At 59.9% G+C, this 22,573-nt stretch carries 25 protein-coding genes; 10 read left to right on the top strand and 15 right to left on the bottom strand.

What is annotated here, in order from left to right; all coding sequences use genetic code 11:
• Window positions 1-40 precede the first annotated feature (40 nt).
• Entirely contained in the window at window positions 41-2,248 is a 2,208-nt protein-coding gene (locus ACLKMW_RS21100; protein ID WP_415726496.1) for a CHASE2 domain-containing protein, read from the top strand.
• Between the two features lie 108 nt (window positions 2,249-2,356).
• The gene (locus tag ACLKMW_RS21095) at window positions 2,357-3,484 is read left to right on the top strand and encodes a FecR family protein (protein WP_415726495.1); all 1,128 of its coding nucleotides are present in this window, start codon (window positions 2,357-2,359) and stop codon (window positions 3,482-3,484) included.
• Between the two features lie 9 nt (window positions 3,485-3,493).
• Here the strand turns inward: ACLKMW_RS21095 and ACLKMW_RS21090 are convergent, their stop codons facing one another.
• The gene (locus ACLKMW_RS21090; protein WP_415726494.1) at window positions 3,494-3,649 is read right to left on the bottom strand and encodes a hypothetical protein; all 156 of its coding nucleotides are present in this window, start codon (window positions 3,647-3,649) and stop codon (window positions 3,494-3,496) included.
• Window positions 3,650-3,794: 145 nt separating this feature from the next.
• On the opposite strand from ACLKMW_RS21090, the gene ACLKMW_RS21085 reads away from it, so the two are divergent.
• Complete coding sequence (locus ACLKMW_RS21085; RefSeq protein ID WP_415726493.1) at window positions 3,795-5,141, top strand: MFS transporter; 1,347 nt, start codon at window positions 3,795-3,797, stop codon at window positions 5,139-5,141.
• Between the two features lie 74 nt (window positions 5,142-5,215).
• Here ACLKMW_RS21085 and ACLKMW_RS21080 read toward each other — a convergent pair whose 3' ends face one another.
• Genes ACLKMW_RS21080 through ACLKMW_RS21070 form a run of 3 tightly spaced genes read right to left on the bottom strand, consistent with a single transcriptional unit; the run spans window position 5,216 to window position 7,470 of the window.
• Window positions 5,216-6,241: an ATP-dependent DNA ligase gene (locus ACLKMW_RS21080; protein ID WP_415726492.1), complete on the bottom strand. Its 1,026-nt coding sequence runs from the start codon at window positions 6,239-6,241 to the stop codon at window positions 5,216-5,218.
• A gap of 14 nt (window positions 6,242-6,255) precedes the next feature.
• Window positions 6,256-6,861, bottom strand: a complete 606-nt coding sequence (locus tag ACLKMW_RS21075) for a cupin (protein WP_415726491.1) — start codon at window positions 6,859-6,861, stop codon at window positions 6,256-6,258.
• 12 nt (window positions 6,862-6,873) lie between these two features.
• On the bottom strand, window positions 6,874-7,470 hold the full coding sequence (locus tag ACLKMW_RS21070; RefSeq protein WP_415726490.1) for an alpha-ketoglutarate-dependent dioxygenase AlkB: 597 nt from the start codon (window positions 7,468-7,470) through the stop codon (window positions 6,874-6,876).
• 139 nt (window positions 7,471-7,609) lie between these two features.
• Here ACLKMW_RS21070 and ACLKMW_RS21065 point away from each other — a divergent pair, with 139 nt between their 5' ends.
• The 3 genes from ACLKMW_RS21065 (at window position 7,610) to ACLKMW_RS21055 (ending at window position 9,866) form a co-directional block, all read left to right on the top strand.
• Window positions 7,610-8,857, top strand: coding sequence for a DUF763 domain-containing protein (locus tag ACLKMW_RS21065; RefSeq protein WP_415726489.1), 1,248 nt, complete (start codon window positions 7,610-7,612; stop codon window positions 8,855-8,857).
• Window positions 8,858-9,043: 186 nt separating this feature from the next.
• Window positions 9,044-9,481: a DUF2267 domain-containing protein gene (locus ACLKMW_RS21060; RefSeq protein WP_415726488.1), complete on the top strand. Its 438-nt coding sequence runs from the start codon at window positions 9,044-9,046 to the stop codon at window positions 9,479-9,481.
• Window positions 9,482-9,521: 40 nt separating this feature from the next.
• A complete protein-coding gene (locus ACLKMW_RS21055) occupies window positions 9,522-9,866 on the top strand; it encodes a hypothetical protein (RefSeq protein ID WP_415726487.1) in 345 nt (114 codons plus the stop codon).
• A 201-nt stretch (window positions 9,867-10,067) separates the two neighbouring features.
• Here the strand turns inward: ACLKMW_RS21055 and ACLKMW_RS21050 are convergent, their stop codons facing one another.
• From ACLKMW_RS21050 to ACLKMW_RS21040, 3 genes are all read right to left on the bottom strand, one after another.
• Window positions 10,068-10,577, bottom strand: a complete 510-nt coding sequence (locus ACLKMW_RS21050; RefSeq protein ID WP_415726506.1) for a ferritin-like domain-containing protein — start codon at window positions 10,575-10,577, stop codon at window positions 10,068-10,070.
• Window positions 10,578-10,690: 113 nt separating this feature from the next.
• Window positions 10,691-11,161, bottom strand: a complete 471-nt coding sequence (locus ACLKMW_RS21045) for a DUF2231 domain-containing protein (RefSeq protein WP_415726486.1) — start codon at window positions 11,159-11,161, stop codon at window positions 10,691-10,693.
• Window positions 11,119-11,436: a hypothetical protein gene (locus tag ACLKMW_RS21040; RefSeq protein ID WP_415726507.1), complete on the bottom strand. Its 318-nt coding sequence runs from the start codon at window positions 11,434-11,436 to the stop codon at window positions 11,119-11,121. Before ACLKMW_RS21040 ends, ACLKMW_RS21045 begins: the two co-directional genes overlap by 43 nt.
• On the opposite strand from ACLKMW_RS21040, the gene ACLKMW_RS21035 reads away from it, so the two are divergent.
• Window positions 11,437-11,631, top strand: a complete 195-nt coding sequence (locus ACLKMW_RS21035) for a hypothetical protein (protein ID WP_415726485.1) — start codon at window positions 11,437-11,439, stop codon at window positions 11,629-11,631.
• A gap of 617 nt (window positions 11,632-12,248) precedes the next feature.
• Here the strand turns inward: ACLKMW_RS21035 and ACLKMW_RS21030 are convergent.
• Genes ACLKMW_RS21030 through ACLKMW_RS21000 form a run of 7 tightly spaced genes read right to left on the bottom strand, consistent with a single transcriptional unit; the run spans window position 12,249 to window position 19,186 of the window.
• Window positions 12,249-12,572 (bottom strand): 2Fe-2S iron-sulfur cluster-binding protein, encoded by a 324-nt coding sequence (locus ACLKMW_RS21030; protein ID WP_415726484.1) that lies wholly within the window; start codon window positions 12,570-12,572, stop codon window positions 12,249-12,251.
• Window positions 12,573-12,603: 31 nt separating this feature from the next.
• Window positions 12,604-13,896 carry an amidase gene (locus ACLKMW_RS21025; RefSeq protein WP_415726483.1) on the bottom strand — a complete coding sequence of 431 codons (1,293 nt, stop codon included), beginning with the start codon at window positions 13,894-13,896 and terminating at the stop codon, window positions 12,604-12,606.
• Entirely contained in the window at window positions 13,893-15,083 is a 1,191-nt protein-coding gene (locus tag ACLKMW_RS21020; RefSeq protein WP_415726482.1) for a YlbE family protein, read from the bottom strand. The genes ACLKMW_RS21025 and ACLKMW_RS21020 overlap by 4 nt, the downstream gene beginning before the upstream one ends.
• Window positions 15,080-15,706: a hypothetical protein gene (locus ACLKMW_RS21015; RefSeq protein ID WP_415726481.1), complete on the bottom strand. Its 627-nt coding sequence runs from the start codon at window positions 15,704-15,706 to the stop codon at window positions 15,080-15,082. Before ACLKMW_RS21015 ends, ACLKMW_RS21020 begins: the two co-directional genes overlap by 4 nt.
• Complete coding sequence (locus ACLKMW_RS21010) at window positions 15,706-16,350, bottom strand: hypothetical protein (protein ID WP_415726480.1); 645 nt, start codon at window positions 16,348-16,350, stop codon at window positions 15,706-15,708. Before ACLKMW_RS21010 ends, ACLKMW_RS21015 begins: the two co-directional genes overlap by 1 nt.
• Window positions 16,347-17,705 (bottom strand): Rieske 2Fe-2S domain-containing protein, encoded by a 1,359-nt coding sequence (locus ACLKMW_RS21005; protein ID WP_415726479.1) that lies wholly within the window; start codon window positions 17,703-17,705, stop codon window positions 16,347-16,349. Before ACLKMW_RS21005 ends, ACLKMW_RS21010 begins: the two co-directional genes overlap by 4 nt.
• 17 nt (window positions 17,706-17,722) lie before the next feature.
• Window positions 17,723-19,186 (bottom strand): aldehyde dehydrogenase, encoded by a 1,464-nt coding sequence (locus tag ACLKMW_RS21000; protein WP_415726478.1) that lies wholly within the window; start codon window positions 19,184-19,186, stop codon window positions 17,723-17,725.
• Between the two features lie 155 nt (window positions 19,187-19,341).
• Here ACLKMW_RS21000 and ACLKMW_RS20995 point away from each other — a divergent pair, with 155 nt between their 5' ends.
• From ACLKMW_RS20995 to ACLKMW_RS20985, 3 genes are read left to right on the top strand one after another with little or no spacing between them, the layout of a single operon-like run.
• Window positions 19,342-20,433, top strand: coding sequence for a pyridoxal phosphate-dependent aminotransferase (locus tag ACLKMW_RS20995; RefSeq protein ID WP_415726477.1), 1,092 nt, complete (start codon window positions 19,342-19,344; stop codon window positions 20,431-20,433).
• Window positions 20,430-20,981, top strand: coding sequence for a decarboxylase (locus tag ACLKMW_RS20990; protein ID WP_415726476.1), 552 nt, complete (start codon window positions 20,430-20,432; stop codon window positions 20,979-20,981). Before ACLKMW_RS20995 ends, ACLKMW_RS20990 begins: the two co-directional genes overlap by 4 nt.
• On the top strand, window positions 20,978-21,550 hold the full coding sequence (locus ACLKMW_RS20985; protein WP_415726475.1) for a thiamine pyrophosphate-dependent enzyme: 573 nt from the start codon (window positions 20,978-20,980) through the stop codon (window positions 21,548-21,550). Before ACLKMW_RS20990 ends, ACLKMW_RS20985 begins: the two co-directional genes overlap by 4 nt.
• On the opposite strand, the gene ACLKMW_RS20980 is transcribed toward ACLKMW_RS20985, so the two are convergent.
• Window positions 21,537-22,427, bottom strand: coding sequence for a LysR substrate-binding domain-containing protein (locus ACLKMW_RS20980; RefSeq protein WP_415726505.1), 891 nt, complete (start codon window positions 22,425-22,427; stop codon window positions 21,537-21,539). The two genes, ACLKMW_RS20985 and ACLKMW_RS20980, sit on opposite strands and share 14 nt — an antisense overlap.
• Between the last annotated feature and the right edge of the window lie 146 nt (window positions 22,428-22,573).

Genomic DNA, 22,573 nt, shown 5'->3' with positions numbered 1-22,573 from the left:
AATAGCGTCCGAGCTGCGTATCGCGCGTATCGAGCCGGTCATGAGGCGCGTTCTCCAGAGCAAGCCGATCCAGGTGGCGCTCATCGGTGCCAGCGTGCTTTTTGGTGCGTTGGCGTTGCGGGCCAATGATCCCGATATTCTGCAGCTTGCGCGCAACCTGACCTTCGACAGCTACCAGCGCCTGAAGCCGCGCGAACCGACCGCGCTTCCGGTCCGGATTATCGACATCGATGACGACGGCATCCGCCATTACGGCCAGTGGCCATGGCCGCGCACCAAACTTGCCGAAATCGTCGACCGGCTAGCCGATCTGGGCGCGGCCGCAATCGCTTTCGACATGGTGTTCTCCGAACCGGACCGCAGCAATCCCAGCGAAATCGCCAGAAGGATGCTGCAGGATCAGCCTGACCTTGAGCCAGGCATTCGCGACAGATTGAGGAGCCTGCCCGACAGCGACGAGGTGCTTGCCCGAAGCGCGGCGCAGCTTCCTTCCGTCGTCGGCTTCTTTGCCACGGCATCCGTAAATTCGGTCCGGCCCCGTCAAACGGCAGGTTTTGCCTTTGCCGGCAACGACGCAAAGCCGGCGCTGCTGCGCATGAATGGCGCCATCGTCCCACTGCCCATATTGCAGAACGCCGCCTCGGGCATAGGCAGTGTGAGCTTGAGCGGCGATCGACAGGATGACGTGATCAGGAGGGTGCCGCTCGTCATCACCGATGGCGATGCGGTCTATCCGGCGCTATCCATCGAAGCGTTGCGAATTGCCACCGGAACCTCGACCTTCGTCCTGAAATCAGTGGGAGCGAGCGGCGAGATCAGCGGCGGCAAGGCCGGAATGGTCAGCATCAAGATCGCCGATCTGGTGGTGCCGACCACGGCGGCCGGCGAAATCCAGATGTACTACAGGCGGGATCAGCCTTCGGACTATATCTCCGTGAGCCGACTGCTGAGCGGCAACGCGCAGGATCTTGCACCGCTGGTGCAAGGCCACATAGTGCTCATCGGTACCTCGGCGGTCGGGCTGTCCGATCTGCGGCTGAATGCGCTTGGGCAGACCGTGCCCGGCGTATCTCTCCACGCGCAGATCATCGAGCAGATCCTGTCGCAGGACTTCCTGCGGCGGCCCGATTGGGCCGACGGCGCCGAGATGACAATGACAACCATCGTCACCCTGCTCGTGATGGCCATCATGCCGTTTAGCAATGCCCTGTTTTCAGCCGCGTTCGGAGCAGTGTGCGCTGCCATAGTGGCAGCCGTCAGTTGGATGGCCTTTGCGCGTTACGGCATCCTCATCGAACCCTTGCTTGCCATGCTCACTGGCGGCGTGCTCTACATTTTGGCGATCACCCTTGTCTTTGCCATCGCCGAGCGTGAGCGCCGCTTCGTCCGCAACGCGTTCCAACACTATCTCGCCCCCAGCCTGCTGAAGAAGCTCGAGGCATCACCTGAACAACTGATCCTCGGTGGCGAGATGCGCAATGTCACCGTCCTGTTCATGGATGTCCGCGGCTTTACCGGAATTTCGGAGAAGCTGTCGCCGAACGATCTCGTTTCATTTCTCAATCAGCTCTTCTCCCCTTTGACCGACATCATCCAGAAGCAGGAAGGCGCCATCGACAAATATATCGGCGACTCGATCATGGCGTTTTGGAACGCGCCGCTTGAGGTGGAAGACCACGCACGAAAGGCTTGCCGGGCCGCGCTACAAGCGGTGGAAGCTGTGGAGCGGTTGGACCATGATGATGTTTTCGGCTTCAGGCAGAGGTCGCTGGACATTCCCAAAATCCGGATCGGCATTGGTCTCGGCACCGGTGATGCCTGCGTCGGCAATATGGGCTCTGCCGACCGGTTCAACTATTCCGTGGTCGGTGACACCGTCAACATTGCGGCACGGACGCAGTCCGAGGCGAAGGCAATCGGCTGGCCGATACTGGTATCGGAAACGACCGCATCGGCAGCACCCGGCATGGCCTTTCTGTCGGTAGGTGACATCATGCTCAAGGGCAAGTCGCAGAGCATCGGCATTTACGCGCTGGTCGGTGAAGAGAATTACGCAAGATCCCCGGAGTTCGCGCAACTGAAGGAAAACCACGAGCAGCTTGCCGCCGCGCTGGCGATCAACAGGCGCGGCGAGATCAACGACGCCCTCGAACGATGCATGGCACACGCCCCCGATCGCCTTAAGCCGCTCTACCACTGCCTTCGCCGTAACATTCTTGGGGGTTATAGTGCCAACCAGTCGTTATAACCCTATCCGCCACAGGAAGTGGCCTACTTCACCCAGTCACGCATTCCCATGGGCTCGGGCAACTTCCATGCTTGGCCGTGTGGCTTCACGCTGCGAGGAGCATTCGAGATGCGTCGCGCGTTGGCATTCGCCTTTCTCGGCTTGTTGGTGGCACTGCAGCCTGTCGGCGCAGCGCCGCAGATTGGCGTGGCGATCGACGCGAAGCTGCGTGTCACCAATGTCGGCGCGGGCGGCAGCAAGGTTCTTATTACCTCGGCTCCCGTATTCACGAACGACCGGCTTGTCGCGAACTCGACCGGGCTGGCGCAAATCAGGTTTGTCGACGACACCAAACTGGTGCTTGGTCCAAACTCGAACGTCACCCTGGACAGGTTCGTGTTCTCGGGCGAGAGTTCAGCAAAGGCGGTGTCGGTTTCGGTGACAAAAGGTGCTTTTCGCTTCATCAGCGGACGCAGCGGCTCGAGGGCCTATGCGATCACAACACCGGCCGGCAGTATCGGCGTCAGGGGAACGGCATTCGACGTCTCGGTAAAAGGCGGCACGACGAGCCTCCTTTTGCTGCGCGGGCAAGTGAATGTCTGCCCACGAGACGGCGCCTGCCGCGTGATGCGCCAAAGATGCGGTTACATCGCCTTCAACCGACGCGGCTTCATTCAAAGAAACAGCGGCGTGGGCCGGCTGGATCCGCAGCGCGTGCGAAGCCTCTTTCCGCTGCTCACGAGCGGAAGTGCTATTCTCCCGCAGTTCCAGGGCGGCGCCGCCGCCTGCCGCGGCTCGATTCCGCAAACCGGCACCCGCAATGCCCGCGCCACCACCCCCACTACACAGCGCGAAAGTCCTGTTGCGTCGCCGTCACCACCTTCGCCAGCGCCAGTCTCGGACAAGCCTGCTGCGTCACCCGCGCCCACTCCGAACAAAGCACGACCGCATGGAAACCCGGGAAACACCAAAGCGATGGGCAAGGCTGGGTTCAGCCCGAACGGCCGCGACTTTGGCGCCCTGGGTCATGGACGCAGCAACGCGCACGCCGCAGGTCGTTCGCAAGCGTCGTCGATCGGTGCCTCGGCAAGCGGTTGGGGTGGGGGAGTTGCTGCCGGCGCGAGCGTCGGCAGAGGTAGCTCGGGTTTCGGCGGTTTCGGGAGAGCCGGCAGTTCGGGCAGAGCAGGCGGGCCCGGAACCGGCAGCGCTGGGACCGGTGGGCACGACGTCGGTGGCCGAGGCCAAGGCCACCGATAAGAACAACGATCATGCTGGAACAGGTTCATCAAAGTGGTACCAGCGTTCCGGCCCGGCATCGTGGGAGAAATGCGTCTCATCAACAGCAGTTCGAGTCTGCTCTATTGAGCAGCAAGCACGATCCTGTTCTTTGCAACCGCGCTCATCAGGATTAAAATGTTTCAACTGCGCTTTCCGGACCGATGAGGAGGTGAGCGGTTGTGATTCACCTATGGATGTCCAGATGTTGCGCAAATGCCGCGCATGGTTTGGGCTGTCGCGAGTAAAATTATGCAAAGGTAGAAGGCAGGTCTTAGACCAGGAGGAGAGCATGGCTATTCAAATCCCAAGAGATTTCCGCCGTGTGATCGTTGCTGCATCGGTGGGAAACATCATCGAATGGTACGACTTCTACATCTTCGGCAGCTTGGCTGCGGTTCTGTCGGTCAAGTTCTTTGAACAATCTCACCCGGTCGCAGCTCTGCTGAGTACGATTGCGCTGTTCACCGCTGGATTTCTGATCCGCCCACTGGGGGCGTTCCTCTTCGGGTGGATGGGCGATCGGGTCGGCCGCAAGTACACCTTTCTTATTACTCTCAGCGGAATGGGGTTGGGCACCGGCGCGATCGGGTTGATCCCAACTTACGAGTCGATCGGCTTGACCGCTGCGTTCCTTCTCTTCGGCTTGCGGATGATTCAGGGCCTGTGCCTGGGCGGAGAGTATGGCGGTGCCATCACCTATGTCGCCGAGCATGTCCCGGATGAACGTCGCGGCTACTACACCGGCTGGCTGCAGACCTCTCCAACTCTCGGGATCGTGGTGTCGCTGGCCGTAATTATTGCGACGCGCAGCTATTTTGGTAATGAAGTTTTCGATGCCTGGGCATGGCGCGTTCCGTTCCTGGTGTCCTTCCTCCTGGTAGCCATAGCAATCTACATCCGGCTCCAGCTTCAGGAGACGCCGATATTCGAGGAGATCAAGGCCAAGGGGCAGATGACCCGAAATCCTTGGAAGGAAGCCTTCCTTAGCTCCAACATCAAATACGTTGGCATCGCCACCATCGTGCTGATTGGGCAAGGTGTGGTTTGGTACAGCGGTCAATTCTGGGCGTTGTACTTCTTGCAGCAGGTTTCGAAGTTGGACCCGCTGGCCTCGGCATACATCGTGGGCACCGCGCTGCTCATTGCAACGCCAAGCCTGATCTTCTTTGGATTTTTGTCCGACATAATCGGCCGAAAGCCAGTGATTCTGGGAGGCATGTTGCTGGCTGCGGTCACGTACTATCCACTGTATTTGTGGCTTGGATCGGTCACACAGCCCGGCAACATCAACTACCCGATTGCGATCTTCATCATCTTCATCCTCGTTTGCTACGTCGGGATGGTTTATGGGCCGGTCGGGGCATTTCTGGCAGAGTACTTCCCTGGCAGGATTCGGTACACATCGGTGTCGGTGCCTTATCATATCGGCAACGGATGGGGTGGCGGATTGGTGCCGTTCATCACATCGGCCGCCTTCGCGGCCACCGGTAGCATTGGTTACGCGCTAATCTACCCCATCGCGGTTCCTGCAGTCTGCTTTCTGTTGGCCCTCTACCTGATGCCCGAGACCCGCAGGATAAGCATTTGGCAGCCACTGGAGGATAGAACCGAAACGGGCCCTATGGCGAAAACTTGAGGATTGCGCGATCTGGCGTGGATTTTTTGCAGCTGGGAAAGCCGCTTAGGGTGAGTTGCTTTCCTCAGTTCGCGTCAATCGATCTGCTCGAAAGTGCATTGACGGGGAGCCTTGTCGGGCCGCCATCGCAACAGCTTCGTGCCATGACGGAAGCGCTCGCCGGTGACATGATCGAAACGAACTTCCACCACCAGCTCCGGTCTCAAGGGTTCCCATGCTCCGCTGCGCTCCGTGCTCCAGCGGCTCGGCCCGCCAGGCGCCTTGCCTGTGAAGCCTGGCGGCTCTCGCAAGGCCTCCAGGCTTCTGGTCAGCGCGGCTCGCTCCTCGTTGCCAATCGTAGAGGTGAAGCCGACATGGTCGAGCTTGCCATCCTTGTTGTAAAGTCCGAGCAGCAAGGACCCGACTTCGTTCCTGTCGGCGAGATACCGGAATCCGCCGACCACGCAGTCGGCCGTTCGCATCCGCTTGATCTTCACCATCGCGCGCTCGCCGGAAAGATACGGTTCATCGCGTCGTTTCGCGACGATGCCGTCGGTTCCTCCGGCCCCGCCACCGTTCAGCCACGTTTCGGCTTCCCTGGCATCGAAGGTGACCGGAGAAAGCTCGGCGCCCGTGCCCCTTGCGGATTTGACGAACGCTTCAAGGGCAGCACGCCGCATTGAAAGCGGCTGACCGGTGAGGATTTCGCCGTTGGCATCGGCCAGTATGTCGAAAAGCATCAGCTTGGCGGGTGTTTCGGTCGCCAGCTTGCGGATGCGGCTTTCTGCTGGGTGGAGCCGCATCTGCAATGCGTCGAAGGAATATTGGCCGGAACGCTCGATCACGATCTCCCCGTCGACGACGAACTGCGCCGCAGCCAGGCCGTGCAGGCGATCCACCAGTTCGGGAAAGTAGCGTCCCAGCGGCTTGCCGGACTTGGCGCGAATGTCGACGGTATCGCCACCTTTGAATGCAAGACACCGAAAGCCGTCCCATTTCGGTTCGTATTGCCACACCCCTTCGTCAGAAGGAATAGTATCCGCCCGCTTTGCTTCCATAGGCGCGGTGTCGACCGGCAAGGGGAAGAGGGCGGAGATGGATGAGGCGGGGCGGGGGGCCATTCTTTCGCCAGCGATCAGCGAGATGCTTTCCAGAAGTCGGCCAAGGCCCCCTTTTCACCATAGATCGGGTCCTTTCGCGGCTTCGCAACGTGCGCAATAGCCTCCACCGCGTCGCCGTGATCTTCGCTTCCGGTGCATTCGTCATAGGTGCCTTCCGGAGGATAGGCACCGACAACCAGAAAATCATCGCTCGCGCCGAGGGACTGGTGGCCCGTGCCGGTCGGAAGAACGGCGACGTCGCCGGCCTTCAGCACCAATATGCGGCCGTGCTTACCACCGAACCGCACCTTGCCCGATCCGCGCGCGACGCCCAAAACCTCATGGACGCGGGAATGATAATGCACGTAGTCGTAGATGCCATTCCGCCACGAGTTTTCCCAGTCATTGCGTGCGAAGAGCGCCTCGAAGATAGCAGCCGGATCGGAACTGTCGGGCAGTTGCACCGCGCTGCGGTAGACGATGAGCGGCCAGCGGGGATGATTGGGGATGACGCCATCATCCTTGAAGTGAAACGTGTTGGCCGGGCGGTCGCGCAGGAGGGTATCCCAATCGCTGGCCGACGGCCGAGCCCGGCCCGTCAGCCTTTCCACGATCTTCTTTCCGGTCTCCAGTATAGGCATCGCCGCCTCCGATCAAACATGCGCGCTGGTTTTTTCGGCAGCGACCGCCATCGTCCGGAACGTGATCGAGTGGCGTCGCGCAGCTACGGGAGGAATGCTATGCTCCCAGATATAACGGGATTCGCCAGACATCATGTATAGCGAACGCGGTTCGACATCGAACGTCGCACGCTGCCAGCCAAGATCGACCATTCGGCGAAAACGGAACTTGCAGGCTGATACGAGCGACAGTCCAAAGATGTCTGCGAAATGGGGCTTGTCCCGGTGCCATCCTATTCCGACACCTTTGTCGTATTCCGTGCAGAGGACCTGTTGAATCGCGCCATCACGCAATGGAAAAAAAGTCTCGATGCGTCGTGCGAACGGGATCAGCCAGTCCGGCAGCGCGCTCGCCTGCACCAGCTTCTGCAGGGAATAGTCGTAGCGCCAGCCAAACGAGGCGACCCGGCGCTTTCCCTCGAATGCTCCGAACTGAAACGGGGTGAGTGGGAGTTCGCTGATGCGTTCGCTCAACGCGCCCTCTTCATCAGCACTGATGAAGCCCGGCACTAGACGGAAACCGCCGGGTTCCTTTGCTTCTTCGACGAACAGGCTGAGTTGTTCGGGCACCGCGCTTTGTCCTTCCGCTGATCGATCAGCAACGCCGGCCGCGCGACAGTGTTCCCCAACGGGGCTGGCGGATGGATGTTATCGCCTTTGTTTTGGAACACGACCCGCATTATCTTTCATCAAACCTCGAGAGTAGTGTATGGCACAGCGCACCGGCAGCGCCGATCTTCCCCTTCATAACGGTCGCGTTCCGCCATGGCTCGGACAGCGCATGGCCTCGCTCGGTGCGGTCATCTGCCAGGCTATCGTGCATCACTATGGTCGGGACGAGTTCCTGCGGCGTCTGGCGCATCCATTCTGGTTCCAGTCGTTTGGCGCCGTGATGGGCATGGACTGGCACTCGTCAGGCATCACGACCAGCGTGATCGGAGCTTTAAAACGTGGGCTGGCTCCGCTGGGGCATGAACTCGGCATCCATGTCTGTGGCGGCCGCGGAAAGCATTCGCGACGCACGCCAGAAGAGCTGATGTCGCTCGGCGAGCGCATTGGATTCGACGGCGGCGCGCTGACCCGGGCGAGCAAGCTGGTTGCCAAGGTGGACAGCGCTGCCGTGCAGGATGGTTTCGACCTCTATCTGCACGGCTTTTTCGTCACTGACGATGGCCGCTGGACCGTCGTGCAGCAGGGCATGAACGGCGACAAACATCAGGCGCGGCGCTACCACTGGCATTCCGGCGACATCATCGATTTTGTCGACGCCCCGCACAGCGCGATCGAAGGCCCGGCGCAGGGCGAGATAGTCAATCTCACCGACAAGCGCGCCGCCGGCTCGCGTGCCGCGCAGCTTGATCTGCTCGCCGGCCTCGGTCCGGACGGCGTTGCCGATCAATACGCCGCGCTCGTCGCGCGACAGGAAATGCAGCCCATGCTGCCGCATCTGGTCATGCCTGCGCATCACGACGTGCGATCAAGCGATGTCTTCGTGCGCCGGCTGCATGGCACGCTGGCAGCGGCGGCGCAGTGCGGCCCGACCGACTTCCCGGAATTGTTGCTGACGCCGGGGGTCGGCGCGCGCACGGTGCAATCGCTCGCGATGGTCGCCGAGGTCGTCCACGGCGCGCCCTATCGCTTCCGGGACCCGGCGCGTTTCTCGCTCGCGCATGGCGGCAAGGATCGCCACCCGTTTCCAGTCCCAATCAAGGTCTATGACGAGACCATCCGTGTCCTGAAATATGCGGTGCAGAAGGCGAAGCTCGGTCGCGAGGAAGAGCTCGGCGCCATCCGCCGCCTGGACGAGCAAGCGCGTCGGCTGGAGCGCACTGCCGAGGGTCCTTCGCTCGATGCATTCGTCGCGGGCGAGCGTGCAGCGTCGCCGTCCTATGGCGGACGATCGGTATTCGGTTGGGAAACCGATCCCGCTTCTGGTCCAAAGGTTGGCAGCAAATAAGCTGTAGAACTCGAGCGCGTTATTCATCCCATCGTCGTCTTCAGCGATTCCTCCTGCCGCGTGGCGTCTCACCAGCAAGCTAGCCGCCACAATCTTCACAAAACCCCGGATCGTCCGATTAGTCCGGAACCTCCCCCTTCGTTATGAGTTGGGAGGCACAAGAGGGCCACACACGAGGAGGCCTCGATGAGCGCTACGGGACTCGAAGTATTCGACAAGTCGATCCAGACGACCAACATCTGGTTGGACGAGATCATGTCGGAAATCGGTCCTGACCGGCAGTTCGCCTGGCATCTACTGGGCGCGGTGCTGAGGACCATGCGCGACAGGCTCCCGCCAGATCTCGCCGCACATCTGGGTGCGCAGCTGCCGCTTGTGGTGCGAGGCGCCTACTACGACCAGTATGAACCGTCTGCCTCACCCGAAAAGACCAGGTCCCTCGATGCCTTCCTCGGCAAAATCGCTGATGAACTGAAGTTCAGCCGGCCAATTAACAGCCAGGTAGCGCTTCAGGTCGTCTGCTCCGTGTTGGCAAAGCACGTCGATAACGGTCAGATCGCCAAGGTTTGGGAAGCACTCCCCGAAGACATACGGCAGGTCGCGACGGCGAAGTCGCAGTCCTGAGAGCTGACGAAAACCGCCCATCCAGGAACCGAAAATAGCCGTGAGCAATCAGCATCCAAAGACTCCTAGTCTGCCAACAAGAAATTGCGCGAAACTCGGGAAACGGAGCCTCGCGCTAATGGGATTTACTGCTATGGACGAGAACAAGCGCGAGACCGTCGCCAGAGCACTTTGCCGCCAAGCCGGCAACGCAGAAAACACCATGTTCATGGGACTGCCGATGTGGAAGAGCTATCTGTCGGAAGCCGACGCGTTGCTGCAAAGCGGCGAGGCAGACGACATTCTCGAACGGCATGCGTCAGAAGGGGCATCTGGGGGCGGCATTGAACTCTCAAGATACGTTCGCTTTCAGGTGAGAGATTGCGAAAAAGCGCCGGATGAATGACCGCGGCTATCTCAATGGAAGACTGCAGCAACTGCGGCAGCTTCATGCGTCAGACCCGCAACACTGGCGTTCGCGAGTTGAGCGGTGGCAAGATCAGGAAACCCAAAGCAGGGTTGCATGGCCCTCAGAGCCACAAATAGGGAGAACGCCCGCCGCCTTCACATCGGACGACGGGAAGGTTCGCAAGATGGGTCAGCAAAGCTAGCGCTTCGCGGTGTCGGCGTCCTTTTCGTCACGCGCCATGAACTGCTGCGTGACGGCCGGGAGGTTTTTTTCCAACCAAGACGCCATTTCCTGTTCCTCACGTAAATTCTGCTCACATGCACGCTGGATTTCGGGTTCTCCGCACTTTTCGGCAGCAGCGATCAGCATCGTGTAGCTGGCGATTTCCATGTGCTCGAAAGTATAGCTTGCGAGGGAACCCTTCATTACCTCGTCGCCGGCGAAGATGCCGCTCAGGCCTTGCGCGGTGGCCATGAGCTTGGCGCCTGCGTCTTTCATCGTCGACGTGCCACCGCCGATCCGATCGAGACATTGCTCCAGGCGCTTTGCCTGTTCTTTCGTCTCTTCGATATGCTGGCCTATGCGTTGACGCAGGCCCGGATAGCTCTCCAGTCTGTCGTACTGGCTCTTGAGCATCGTTTCGGCCTGCTCCTCCATCGCGTGAGCATCACGCAGCCACTGCATCAACCATTCTCTGCTGTTGGTCATCGCACTCTCCCGAATTCTGGTAAAACCGAACCTCGGGCGCGTTACATTGTTCCGCAAAAAAACCCGCCGCTGCGGTCGGCGGGCACGCTTTTTCCTGGCACCTTCCTGTAGATCTAGGGAAATTTGGTCGGTTCGCTAACACCCACCCGGTGCCGATAGACGAGCTCACCGCCCAGCCATCCGGTAAACAGCAATCCGGCGACTGCAATCAGTGAGAGAATAAGCCCGGTAGGAACGACAGCAACGTCACCGGTGCTAAAGCGCAAGTACCAGTTGGAGAGCTCGACCAGCACGATGATGATGTTGCCCGCCGCATGGAGCCAGGCTGTAGAAAGATTGCGGACACGGCCATCGCCCAGAACGTCCGCCAGACCGGCCAGGGCAGCCAGGACCGCCGTAACCAGGCCGCCGCCGAGCAACCATACCGACGCGGTGACCCAAGCCGCGTTGCCGTTTTGCCAAAACACGAGATCGCAGATCAATGCCGCCACGAAGAAGGCGATTGGAAAAGGCACCAGCATGGGATGGATTGGATGACCGGCTATGCTTGCAGCGCTGTGCGGATTGTGAGGAATATCGGACATAACACCTCGCAAAGATTATTGCTTGCTGTGCTCGCAACGACCGCGATCGTTGAAAGTTCCTTTCTCCAGACAAAACGAAGCCCGCCGATCTCATCCAGAGACAACGCTTTTGTGGATCGGATCTGCCGGTTCGTGACATTCAAGCCGGGTTGTGCCTCACGGATCAGCCGCAATCCACCGAATTCGGAAGGTTGCGGAAGATTGCCGATCTTTGCCGGAACAGATCGGCGCGCACTCGGTTCGGATGATATGCCGATCCAGCGCAAGAAGTTCAAATGCCCCAGCTCAAGCAGCCGATGCGTGAAGACGTCGACTACATCGGACGTGAGCTGCGCCGCCTGCGTGCAAGAATCGCCCAGTTGGAGCGTCGCGCTGAGCTGGATGACCTCGATACGCTGATAGGCGTCGCTGAAGCAGAAGCCCGCCGTTTCGCCCGCCGGCTCCCGGCCGCACGGCGCCGCAACGAATGATCAGAGCCAGAACGGATTCGCTCGATGCATCCAGCCGTAGGATTAGGCTGCCAGCCGGTGCTTGGAACGTAGCGCCGCAAGAAGCTGCGCGTTGTCGCGCCGCCCGGATTGAAATAGCTGAACCAAGCTGGCGGCCCGAAATTCCAGATCCAATTGCGTATCGCCAGATCGCCGAGCGGCGTAGAATACCCGTTCGAGCAAATCCAGATCTTCCGGCGTCAGGAACTGTTCAGGAAGGGAGGTTCGAAGGATGGCTTCCTCCTGTCGTCAGGGCGGAAGCTTGATGGTCGCTCACAGCCGACGATGCTCGTGTCAGCTATCGCCGATTAAAAGAAGGTACTTCATTTCTTACGGGAGTCGATTCACAGAAGTTAAGGAAAAATGAAAAGTCGCCACCCAGTGGCAAAGCCACGGAGTGCAGTTCCTGGCTAAGGCGAGACGAGGCCGCCGGATGGATCGCCTGAGATAAGGATTTTTCCTGTGGGAATGTTCCTCCGGCATGCTCGGACAGAGGAAAAACCCGGTGGAGAATCACTGGAACCGCTGTGCCTCGATCGCACGCCGAAACTGGACGTGACACCTCAAATACGCCTGCAACGCCGTTGTTGAACAGACGCCTATCCCTGCGTTCGGGGGGTCCGCACGCGCAGTCCCTCATGCCGGGCGGTAATAGTGATCTGGCAGGACAGCCGCGAGGCCGGCGTGGTTTCAGCCGCAGCGAATTCCAGCATGTCCCTTTCCGTTTCACTGCGGGGCTCCAGCTTGTCCCTCCATTCTTCAGCAACGTAGACATGACAGGTGGCGCAGGCACAGGCGCCGCCACAGTCTGCGGCTATGGCTTCTATTCCTGCGTTGCGCGCGCCTTCCATGAGGGTTTGGCCTTCGGCAATCTCTATTTCGGCGGAATTGCCCTGATAGTCTGTAAACGTGACTTTTGGCATGATCACTTCGGCTGGTTGTCGTTGATGGCTTTCAGGGTGTGAGGCTGAATAGGCCGTGCACCCATTTGGCGATCGCAAGGAGTTTGCCATCTTCATTCTTGCGACCGATCAGCTGAATTCCCAGCGGCAGGCCTCGCGGCCCGCTACCAAGCGGAAGCGCCACGCACGGCAATTGCAGCAGGTTCCACATGCGGCTGAAGAGCGGATCGCCAGTAGCGTCCAAACCTTCGGGCGCCTCGCCAGGCGCAGAGGGTACGAGCAGGGCATCGCATTCGGTGAAAATCAGATCGACCATTGCGTTCGCCTGGTCGCGTAGGGCAAGCGCCGCCTGATACTCAGCTTCCGTGGTCTCCTGGCCTGACCGGATCAGCTGCGCAAATTGTTGGCTGATCGCATCGCCGTGACTGGCGCACATGCCGCCATGAATGCGCGCGGCTTCATAGCCCATTACGATCTTCTGAGCGTCCGTCAGTTCAGCAAATAGCGGTGGATGGGCAATCTCACCGGTTTCAGTGCGGTGGTCCATCAGCACGCGCATTGCGCGGCTGACGACGTCACGCATTTCCATTGACCCGTCCCCCCAATGCGGACCGCGCATCAGGCTGATCAGTGGCATGGTGTCGGAAAAGTCCGGCGATAAGGGCAGCGCGCTTCCGGTCAAAACCGCGCGAGCCAAAATGAAATCTTTGGGATCCCGTGCCAGCAGGCCAAGCGTGTCAAGGCTGGGAGCGAGGGGCATGACGCCTGCAAGATCGAATGACCCGGTCGTGGGTTTGAAGGCGCAAACGCCACAATATGCCGCCGGTCGAACGAGCGAAGCAGCGGTCTGCGAACCGAAAGCAAGCGGCGCCATGTGATCCGCGACCGCCGCGGCTGAACCAGATGACGATCCCCCAGGGGTGTGGCCGAGATTGTGTGGATTTGCGGTCTTGCCCGGCCGGAAATAGGCGAACTCGGTGGTTACGGTCTTTCCGAGCGGGATTGCGCCGGCGTCGAGGAAAACCTGGACGCAGGAGGCGTTGCGGTCCGGCCGACGATCCATGAACAAATCGCTGCCCCACTCGGTTGGCATATCGTGCGTATCGATTATGTCCTTGATCGCGAAGGGCACGCCATGCAGCAAGCCCTTGGGTGATTGATGGTCGGCGGCCCTGGCCCGCTCCATAGCGCGCTCGGCATCCAGATGGACGAATGCACCAACGGCAGCTTCGCGCGCTGCAATCCGGTCAAGATGGGCAGCCATCACGGCGCTCGGCGTGGTGCGGCCATCACGGATCATCCGGGCAATCTCGGAGGCGCTTTGATGATGAAGTTCTACCGTCATCCGAGCGCTTCCATTGCCCGAACGAATGGTGCCACGGGCATGTCATAGATGCCCGCGCCCAGCCGCCCGGCTTTGCCCAGCCGATCGAGAATACCAAGCCCGACAATCGGACCCGCACCGGAAGCGACAGCACCGCGCGCCGTGCTGCCAAGCCGCACATCGAGTGCACGGAAGTAAGGATGCGAGCCGACGGACAGTCCGGCGGCACGCACCTGGCTGTCATCGGGCAGATAGGCTGCGAAGTTCTCCCTTTGCGAAGGGCTCAGTTGAATGGCCATGGCGCCGAGGCCGAAGCCTTCGACAACGGCACTGTCGCCGATCGCGCCCAGTGCCCGGTCCTGCGGCAGGTCGACGTCAAGCCTGCCTCCGGGTGGATCCGCGGGAATAGTGAACCAACGTCCCGGCAGGCCAGACACCTGGATACCGACCTCATGCCCGTTGCCGCCAGCAGCTGTGACAAAGCTTGAACCGTCGATGCCCTCGGCCAGTTTCATCATGCATTTCGTCGCTGCCATCCAAAGGTTCAGGAACAAGGACGGAGAGGTGGCCATGAAGTCCAGCGCATCCTCATCTGCGATTGAGCCACGCGTACGGTCTTTGAGTTCCGCAACCAGCGCACTCGTTGCGACATGCGTGCGACCGTGACAGTCATCACCGCCGATCAAGCCGACGACCGCCAACGGCACCAGGGCGATGCCTTCCGCGATGCCGTTCTGCAGCACATCACGAAAGCGGGTATTCAGCCAGCGGAGGTGCTCCAGCACGGCATCCGATCTCAATCCGGTCCGCATTGCAGGCCGTGACCCTTCATTGATCGGGGCATAGACCCGCTGCAATCCGCGCCACGCATCGTAGACCGTGTGTAGCGGCATCGAGGCGCTGACGACAGCGGCCAGTGGCGTTACCACATCATGATCTTGCGCGGGCTTCAGCTCGATCTCTCCGGCCATGATCATCGCTTCCGCCTGATCGAAGTCCTTTGCGATGCCCTCGTAAACAGCAGCCACGCAGGCGGAATTGAGGATCGGCATGGTGATTTGATCCGGCGCGGCGAAGGCCGGTCCAGCATGAAGCAAGACGTTCCGGGGCAGGCTCAGGGCTTCGGCGGCGGTGTTGAAGCGGTTCCACACCGGTTGTGTCACCATCGCCTTGTCGAACGCCAGTTGGTCGGCTGGATGCAAGTTCATGCGTCCTCCGGCGGGATCACCCAGGTTTCCGAGAAATAGAGAAATGCCGTTGTCGTCTCGATGCCGGCCTGTATCCGGGTTCCGATCTGTCCGGGCAGGCTGTATCCATTTACGATAATCCGGGCTGTGCGCGCCGGCACCAACAGCGAGAACATCGTGTGGGCACCTGTGCCGACCTGGTCCGGTGTCAATTCCAGTGCGCGCGGTGGCTCCAGTTCTTCCCAGACCAGCTCGACTGTCAGCCCGTCTCCGGAAATCGTTTCGCAATAGCGATGCCCCATAGGGTCGCCGGAACTGCGCACGGCCTGTGCGAGCTTGACTGACATTCCCTCGAAGGCCGGCGGTGCACGGAAAATCTTGAGCCGACCGATGAAGTTATCCTTCAGGAAAGCTGCGAGCGACGCGTTGTCGGTCAGCAGAACGTTGGGAGCTTCAGCAGTGCCTGACACAGCGGCCGGCGTACCGTAGAGCAGAAGCACGTGTCCCTGGCCTGCCGGCGACCAGGCAATGCGGAAGAAGAGCGCCATGGCGCTGAAGTCGCCCGCTGCATCCTTCAACAGGATGCCCGGGTTCTCGCCACTCCAGTCAACGACGCCGGGGGTGATCGGTTCTGCAAGCGGCATCACGCACCTCCGCGCCGTGAAGCAGGCAAAGGTGAAATCCAGGTTTCGGAAAATGCCAGGAAAGCCGTGCTCATGGTGCGGCCGAAGAACTGCCGTTCCGTGACAATCCCCACAAGCGGCGTGCCGTTTACGATGACTTGTGCTTGCTTCGCTTCAAGAAACAGCGAATACATCTCGTGCTCTTTTGTGGCCGAGTTCTGTTTGGTGAGCTCGACGGGCAGGGGCGGCCCCATATCCCGCCAGACCATCTCCACGGTCACGCCTGAACCGCGCAGGGTTTCGCTGTAGCGCGACTTCAGATCGCCAGGACGTTTTTCCACCGACTCGCAATCGAGCCAGGTCATTGCGCTCAAGCCCGCCTTGCCGGCAAAGGTGGGCATCTTCGCTACCCAGCCATCGACGATCCAGCGCATCAGGCCCTGGTTGTCTGTCATGATGAGATTGGGCACTCCCGGCCAGCCTTGTGCCGTATCCGGCGCACCCAATACGATCGCCGCGTGGCCTCGCCCGAACGGCGACAGAACCACGCGGAAGAAAAGCGCCAGCGTCGAATAGGTCGTGCTGCCAGAGTCCTGTTTCAGGTAGATACCGGGGTTCTCGCCCGACCACTCGACCCGGCCCGGATTGATCGAGATGCGCTTCATGCCCAACTCGCCTCATATGCCTTCAGCTCATCCTTGATGAAGCGGTTGCGCGCTTCGCCGGCCAGGGTATCGCCGGCCCTGTAGATCTCTGCCACCTTGAACGAAATTTCCTTCAGCACGGCGGGATCGTCGCGTCCGGCCTGGAGGGGGATGCGCAGCATCGTGTCACCCGCATAGGTCGGCAGCACACCATCATGGTTGTCCGTCGGATGCGGCACGCGATTACCGGCAGCAAGCGACCGGATACTGTTGCGCAGCATGCGGCGCACCTTGGCCACACCACGATCCGTGAAGCTGAGATTTTCGCGGGCGTGGATGTTCTTTGGTCCTTGGCTCACCCAGGCGTCATAATCGCCCGGATCACGCTGGCGTTGCTCGTAGGACCGGTCCGGGCCCTGTCCGTAAAAATCGGTGGTCCCGTAACCCACCTTGCTTTTGTCCGTTAGGCCGCGCGGATCGTCGCCGGCGCGGAAATGCCGCCATGTCACGACCATGGTGTTGGTGTCGTCGATCGGCACCACCCACCGGCTCAACCCGCAGCGGCCGAAGTAGCGCTGACGATCCGGTACCGGGAAATGAGCTCCATTTTGAGTAAAGCTCGGCATCATGTGATCATGAATGCGCAGCCACACAATGTCGCCCACACGGCGCACATTGGTGTAGAAGTCGCCATGTTTGCCCTCATGGAATTCGATCATGGGCATTTCGGCGAAGGCGTCGATGAATTGGCTGCGAACCGCAAGGGTGTGCAGATAGACCACGTGGAACGGGTCCCAGGCATTTTCCATGACTTGCAGCCAATTGCACGGCGATTTGATCAGGGAAGGCAACATTTCATCGCCCTCCTCGTCGAAGGTATCCATCACCGGGAAGGGTGGCCTCGTGTCGGCGGGACCGAGATAGGCGAAGGCGAGGCCCTTATACTCGATCACCGGATAGGCGCCGAGGCAGGCCTTCTTCTTTACCTGCGAGGCCGGCGGCTCACACGGGGTTTCGAGCACGGTTCCGTCGAGCGCATATTTCCAGCCGTGATAGGAACAGCGGATGCCGCCCTCTTCGATGATCCCGAATTCGAGGCTCATGTTGCGGTGGGCGCAGTGCAGGTGCGTCAGTCCCAGCTTGCCTTCTTTCTTCTCGCGAAACAGGACAAGGTCTTCGCCCAGAATTCGGATGCGGTAAGGCAGGTCGCCAAGCTGGTCCGTCATCGCGACAGGCATCCAGAAACGGCGCATGTACTCGCCGCAAGGTGTGCCAGGACCGACTTCAGTCAGTTCCGGATCGGGCGCCTGCTTCCACACGCTTTGCCGTTCATGGCCGCGAAAATTGCCTTCTGGGATCTGAAACGCCGTGTTCATCGGTTCCTCCAATCGGCTCATTCCGGAAACGGATCCGGCACCGGTGCCTTCCCGGTCCAGACGGATTTGGCTTGCAGGAAATCCCTGACGGCATCAGGCCCCAATTCGCGCCCGTAGCCCGACCGCTTGAATCCTCCGATCGGCGCATGGGGATCGACGGTTCGATAGTGATTCACATAAACCGTCCCCGCATCTATCCGGCGGGCGACCCGAGTGCCTTTGGCCGGGTCGGAGGTCCATACGCCGCCAGCCAGCCCGTAGTCGGTGTCGTTGGCAAGCGCGATGGCCTGGTCCTCGGTGTCAAACGAGGTGACGGCAAGCACGGGGCCGAATACCTCCTCGCGCCAAAGCTGCATATCGTGGGTCACGTTGTCGAAGATCGTCGGGCCGACAAAGAATCCCGCGCGGTCGTTCGTAATTGTCGTCCCGTCGAGAAGGCAGGCCGCACCGTCGTTTTTTGCCTGCGCAATCATCCGCAGGACCTTTGCCAGATGCTGCTCGTTTGCCAGCGGCCCGAGCTGGGTTGCCGGGCTCATTGGATCACCTAATCTCAGGGCTTTTGCCCTGTCGATAATTCGTGAAACCAGTGCCTGCTTCAGCGGCGTTTCGACGATTAGCCGCGAGCCGGCCACACAGGTCTGTCCGTTTGACAGGAAGATGCCTGACAACACCCCGTTGACGGTGGTTTCAATATCCGCATCCGCAAACACGACCTGCGCCGACTTGCCTCCCAATTCCAACGTCATCGGAACCACCCCTGCGGCTGCGGCCGCCGCCACCTTGCGGCCACCGAAGTCCGACCCGGTGAAGGTCACCTTGCGCGTCAGGGGATGGCGCACCAAAGCCTCGCCCACTTCATGGCCGTAGCCTGTGACGACGTTCAGAACACCGGCAGGCAAGCCCGCGTCGTGCAGCATCGCAGCGAACTCCAGGGTCGAGGCCGAAGCCAATTCCGATGGTTTCACCACCACGGTGTTGCCGGCTGCGAGCGCCGCACCGAGCTTCCACGTCAGTATCATCAGCGGCGAGTTCCAGGGGGTGATGGCGACGACCACGCCGTAGGGCAGGAAATGCGTCTCGCTCTCGGCCCCGTTGGTGTTGTTGTTCTGCGGCTCGACGCGGATCTTGCGGGCCTCTGCCGCGAAGTGCCTGTACCAACTATGAAGCCCGGAAAACTGAGCGCGCACCTCGGTTATGCGCTTGCCGTTGTCGCGGATTTCGGGCTCGACCAGCGCTTCCCAATTCGCGGCCAGATAGTCGGCGACACGCTCCAGCAAGGCGGCCCGGTCGTCGGCGCTGGCATGCTGCCACTCTCTGTCGCGAAACGCCTGGTGCGCCGCCCGCATTGCCCGATCCGCATCGTCCGCGGTGCCGCGCGAAATCTGCGACCAGACCTGACCGTTCGCAGGGTCGATGCTGTCGATCCTTTCCCCGGTTTCAGCCGTGAAACCGCCGGCGATGAAATGGGTGTAGCGCTTCATCTATCGTCTTCCGGCGCATCATCTCGAGCGGATCGGTCAGGCATCGGCAGTCCCTTTACGGCTTCTGCTTGAGCTTTCTAGCATAATATTTTAGAAAGTGAATTGCAAAAATTAGGCATGTATGTGATATAACGAGTTAGATAAGGGAGACGAGCATGACGGTGCGCGCAAAGGCAGGTATCGACCTCATTCGGCCGCACATGCTTGGAGGCGCAGATGAAGCCTCGCTGCCCGTTTCGATTTTCCTGAATTCGAACGAAAGCGCTTACGGACCGAGCCCTAACGCCGCTGCCGCTGCTCGTGCAGCCGTCGCGGGCGTTGCGCGTTATCTCGAAAGCCCTGACCAGGTCCTCGCGCCGGCGATCGCTAAACGCTTCGGTCTTCAGGAGGAGCGGATAACCACGGGGCAAGGCTCCGATGATCTTCTGGCTCGCCTGGCACGGGCCTATCTCGGCCCCGGAATGGAATTGGTCCGTAGCGCAAATGGCTACCTCAAGGTGCCGAATTACGCGCACGCCAACGATGCGATCGCGGTTTCGGTTCCTGATGACGATTTCAAGCCGTCGGTCGATTGCATGATTGCGGCGATCACCAACCGCACGCGCATTGTTTATATCGCAAATCCCGAGAACCCGGCAGGCACCTATCTGACCGGCACCGAAGTCCGTCGTCTGCATGCTTCCATGCCCGAGGATGCCCTGTTGATCATCGACAGCGCCTACGAGGAATATGTGGACGCCGTGAATTACGAACCGGCGCACAAGCTCGTCGAGGAAGCCGCAAATGTGGTGATGTGCCGTACATTCTCGAAGATTTTCGGTCTTGCCGGAGCTCGGGTCGGGTGGATCTACGGGCCGCATGACGTCATCAATGTGCTGCGCCGTATTTCGCTGACTTTTCCGGTAGCAACCCCTTCGGTTGCAGCAGCGGTTGCCGCACTTGAGGATCATGGCCATACCAGGTTCGTCTTTGAGGCGAATGCCGCGGGTCGCCGTTGGTTGAGCTTGAAACTGCAGGAGCTTGGGCTTGAAGTGGTGCCGAGCCAGGCGAATTTCGTTCTTGTGAGATTTCCGGACCCGCACAGAAGTGCCGCGGCTGCATCCGACGCTCTGCGCGCTCGCGGCATTGCCGTGCGTCGGTTCGGCTCGCCTGCTTATCGCGATTACATCCGCATAACGATCGGCTTGCCGGACGAACTGGACGCGTGCGTTTCGGCGATTGCGTCCTTTCTCGACGCGAGGACATGATGGTTGCGACAAGCTTCACCGCATCAGCGTGTGCCGCTGTCGCTTATCCGTCCGGCAGCAGGATCATCGCTGGCATCAAGGCGGCGGGCGTGCGTGAGATTATCGCGTTACCGGATATCGTCACCAGCGACGGATTGCTCTGGCCTGTATCGAAAGACCCAGAATTCCGCTTGACCCGTATATGCAAGGAAGACGAAGGCGTGTCGATCTGCGCGGCGATGTCCTATAACGGCACCCGTGCCGTTTTGATGATGCAACAAACTGGCCTGCTGGATTCTCTCAATGCGATCCGGGCGATCGGCGTGGATTATGGCTTGCCGGTCGTCATGCTGGTGGGGTTGCAGGGCAAGGAACCGCAATTGGCGCCGGAAAAGTCGTCAGCCTATGGAGTGCGCATCGTCCGCCCGATTCTTGACGCGATGCAGCTGTCGCATTCGCTTATCGAGGAGCCGGAGGATGTGGAGCATATTGCACAAGCGATTTCAGCTGCTTATGCGGCTTCACGCCCCCATGTTTTCCTGATCGGCCGCGCCCCGGAGGCTTCATGACACTTCGCCGGGACGATGCCCTGAAAGCCTTGATCCCGTTTGTGGATGACAGGGATATAGTTGTAGCGGTGTATCAAAGCTGCTTCGACTGGCTTGTGTTGAATCCACGCGATTTGAACTATGTCGCAGTCGGTGCGATGGGGCAGGCTTCTTCCCACGCCCTGGGCCTGGCCCTTGCCAATCCGGAGCGCCGCGTTCTGGTTTTCGATGGAGATGGCAGCCTTTTGATGAACCTGGGCGCATTGGTGACCATCGCCGCGGCCGCGCCAACCAACCTGCATCATTTCCTTTTTGCCAATCGCACCTATGAGGTCAACGGCGCCCACCCTCTGCCGGGCGCCAAAGTCGTTGATTTCGCTGGTTTTGCCAAGGCTGCCGGCTATGTCGATGCCTGCAGTTTCGACGATCTGGGTCGGTTCGAGGCCGACCTGCCCAGGTTGCTGAAAGCTCCCGGCCCGCAAATTGCAGTTCTCGAGATCGTTCCGGGAAATTCCTATCCGCGCGACTACGCCTACATCCACAGCGCGGCGGCCAGGAAGAGCTTTCGCGATGCACTTAATTGGCGCTGATGGATTTTTGGGCGATTTCCAGAAAGTCGTTGGCGACGGCGGAGAACGCCCTTTGCTTTGACCAGAACAAAACCGAGCGAAAGCTCAAGGGCGCAGCAAAGGGAAGGGCTATACATCCCGGGATAGATTTCAGGTAGCTTTCACTGGAGCCGACCACCGCGACCCCTAGTCCATGCGCGACCAGCCGGCAGATTGCGTCGGTCGTGCGGGTCTCGTACTGCATTCGCCGCTCGACTCCTTTCGCCGCAAAAAAGCGGTCGATTTCGAAACGAAACCGCGAGGTGGAAATGTAGGAGATGAAGCTTTCATTGGCCAGGTCATGAGCATGGACCAGGGCCCTGCCGGAGAGGTGATGGCCTTTAGGCAAAACGCAATAAACGTCCTCGTTATTCAAGACCAAACTGTCGAATGACGGGTTCATCGGCTCATTCGACGTAATGCCGAAGTCGAAATTTTGCGATACCAGCCATTCGACCGTGTCGTCATTCGCCTCGATCTCCATGCGCGCCATAGCCTCTGGACGCACCGCCGCAAAGCGCTCGATCAACTCAGGCACCAAATGTGTCGAAAAGGTAGGCGTGGTCACGAGCGTGAGCCTGGCATGACCAAAACGCGCGATTGCCGCCGCCGCTTGCTTTATGTGCTCCATTCCGCTGATAGCCTGGCGGACTTCCCCGACGAGAAGTCGGGCTTCTTCGGTCGGTACCAGAATCCTGCTCGATCGTTGGAAAAGCTGAAATCCGACTTCCGCTTCCAGATCCGATATCAGGCGACTGACCGCAGGCTGGGAGATACCGAGGACAGTGGCCGCTTCGGTCACCGTACCTGTCGAAACGACGGTCCTGAACGCATCAATCTGCCGAAACGTTATCTTCATGCGGTCATCTCTCATTTTGCAGGCTGCGCGCAAAGCAGCCCACCTTGATCAGTATCGAGCCACTTCGATAATCTTTTTTTATGTGAAGGTCAAAATTTCATTGACTAAGCTATATGTTGCGGTGATAGTTTTATCACGGTTTCCCA

The organism is Borborobacter xinjiangensis (genome assembly GCF_047739745.1).
Taxonomy (GTDB): Bacteria; Pseudomonadota; Alphaproteobacteria; order Rhizobiales; family Rhizobiaceae; genus Pseudaminobacter.
This window is presented reverse-complemented; position numbering and strand designations above follow the sequence as displayed.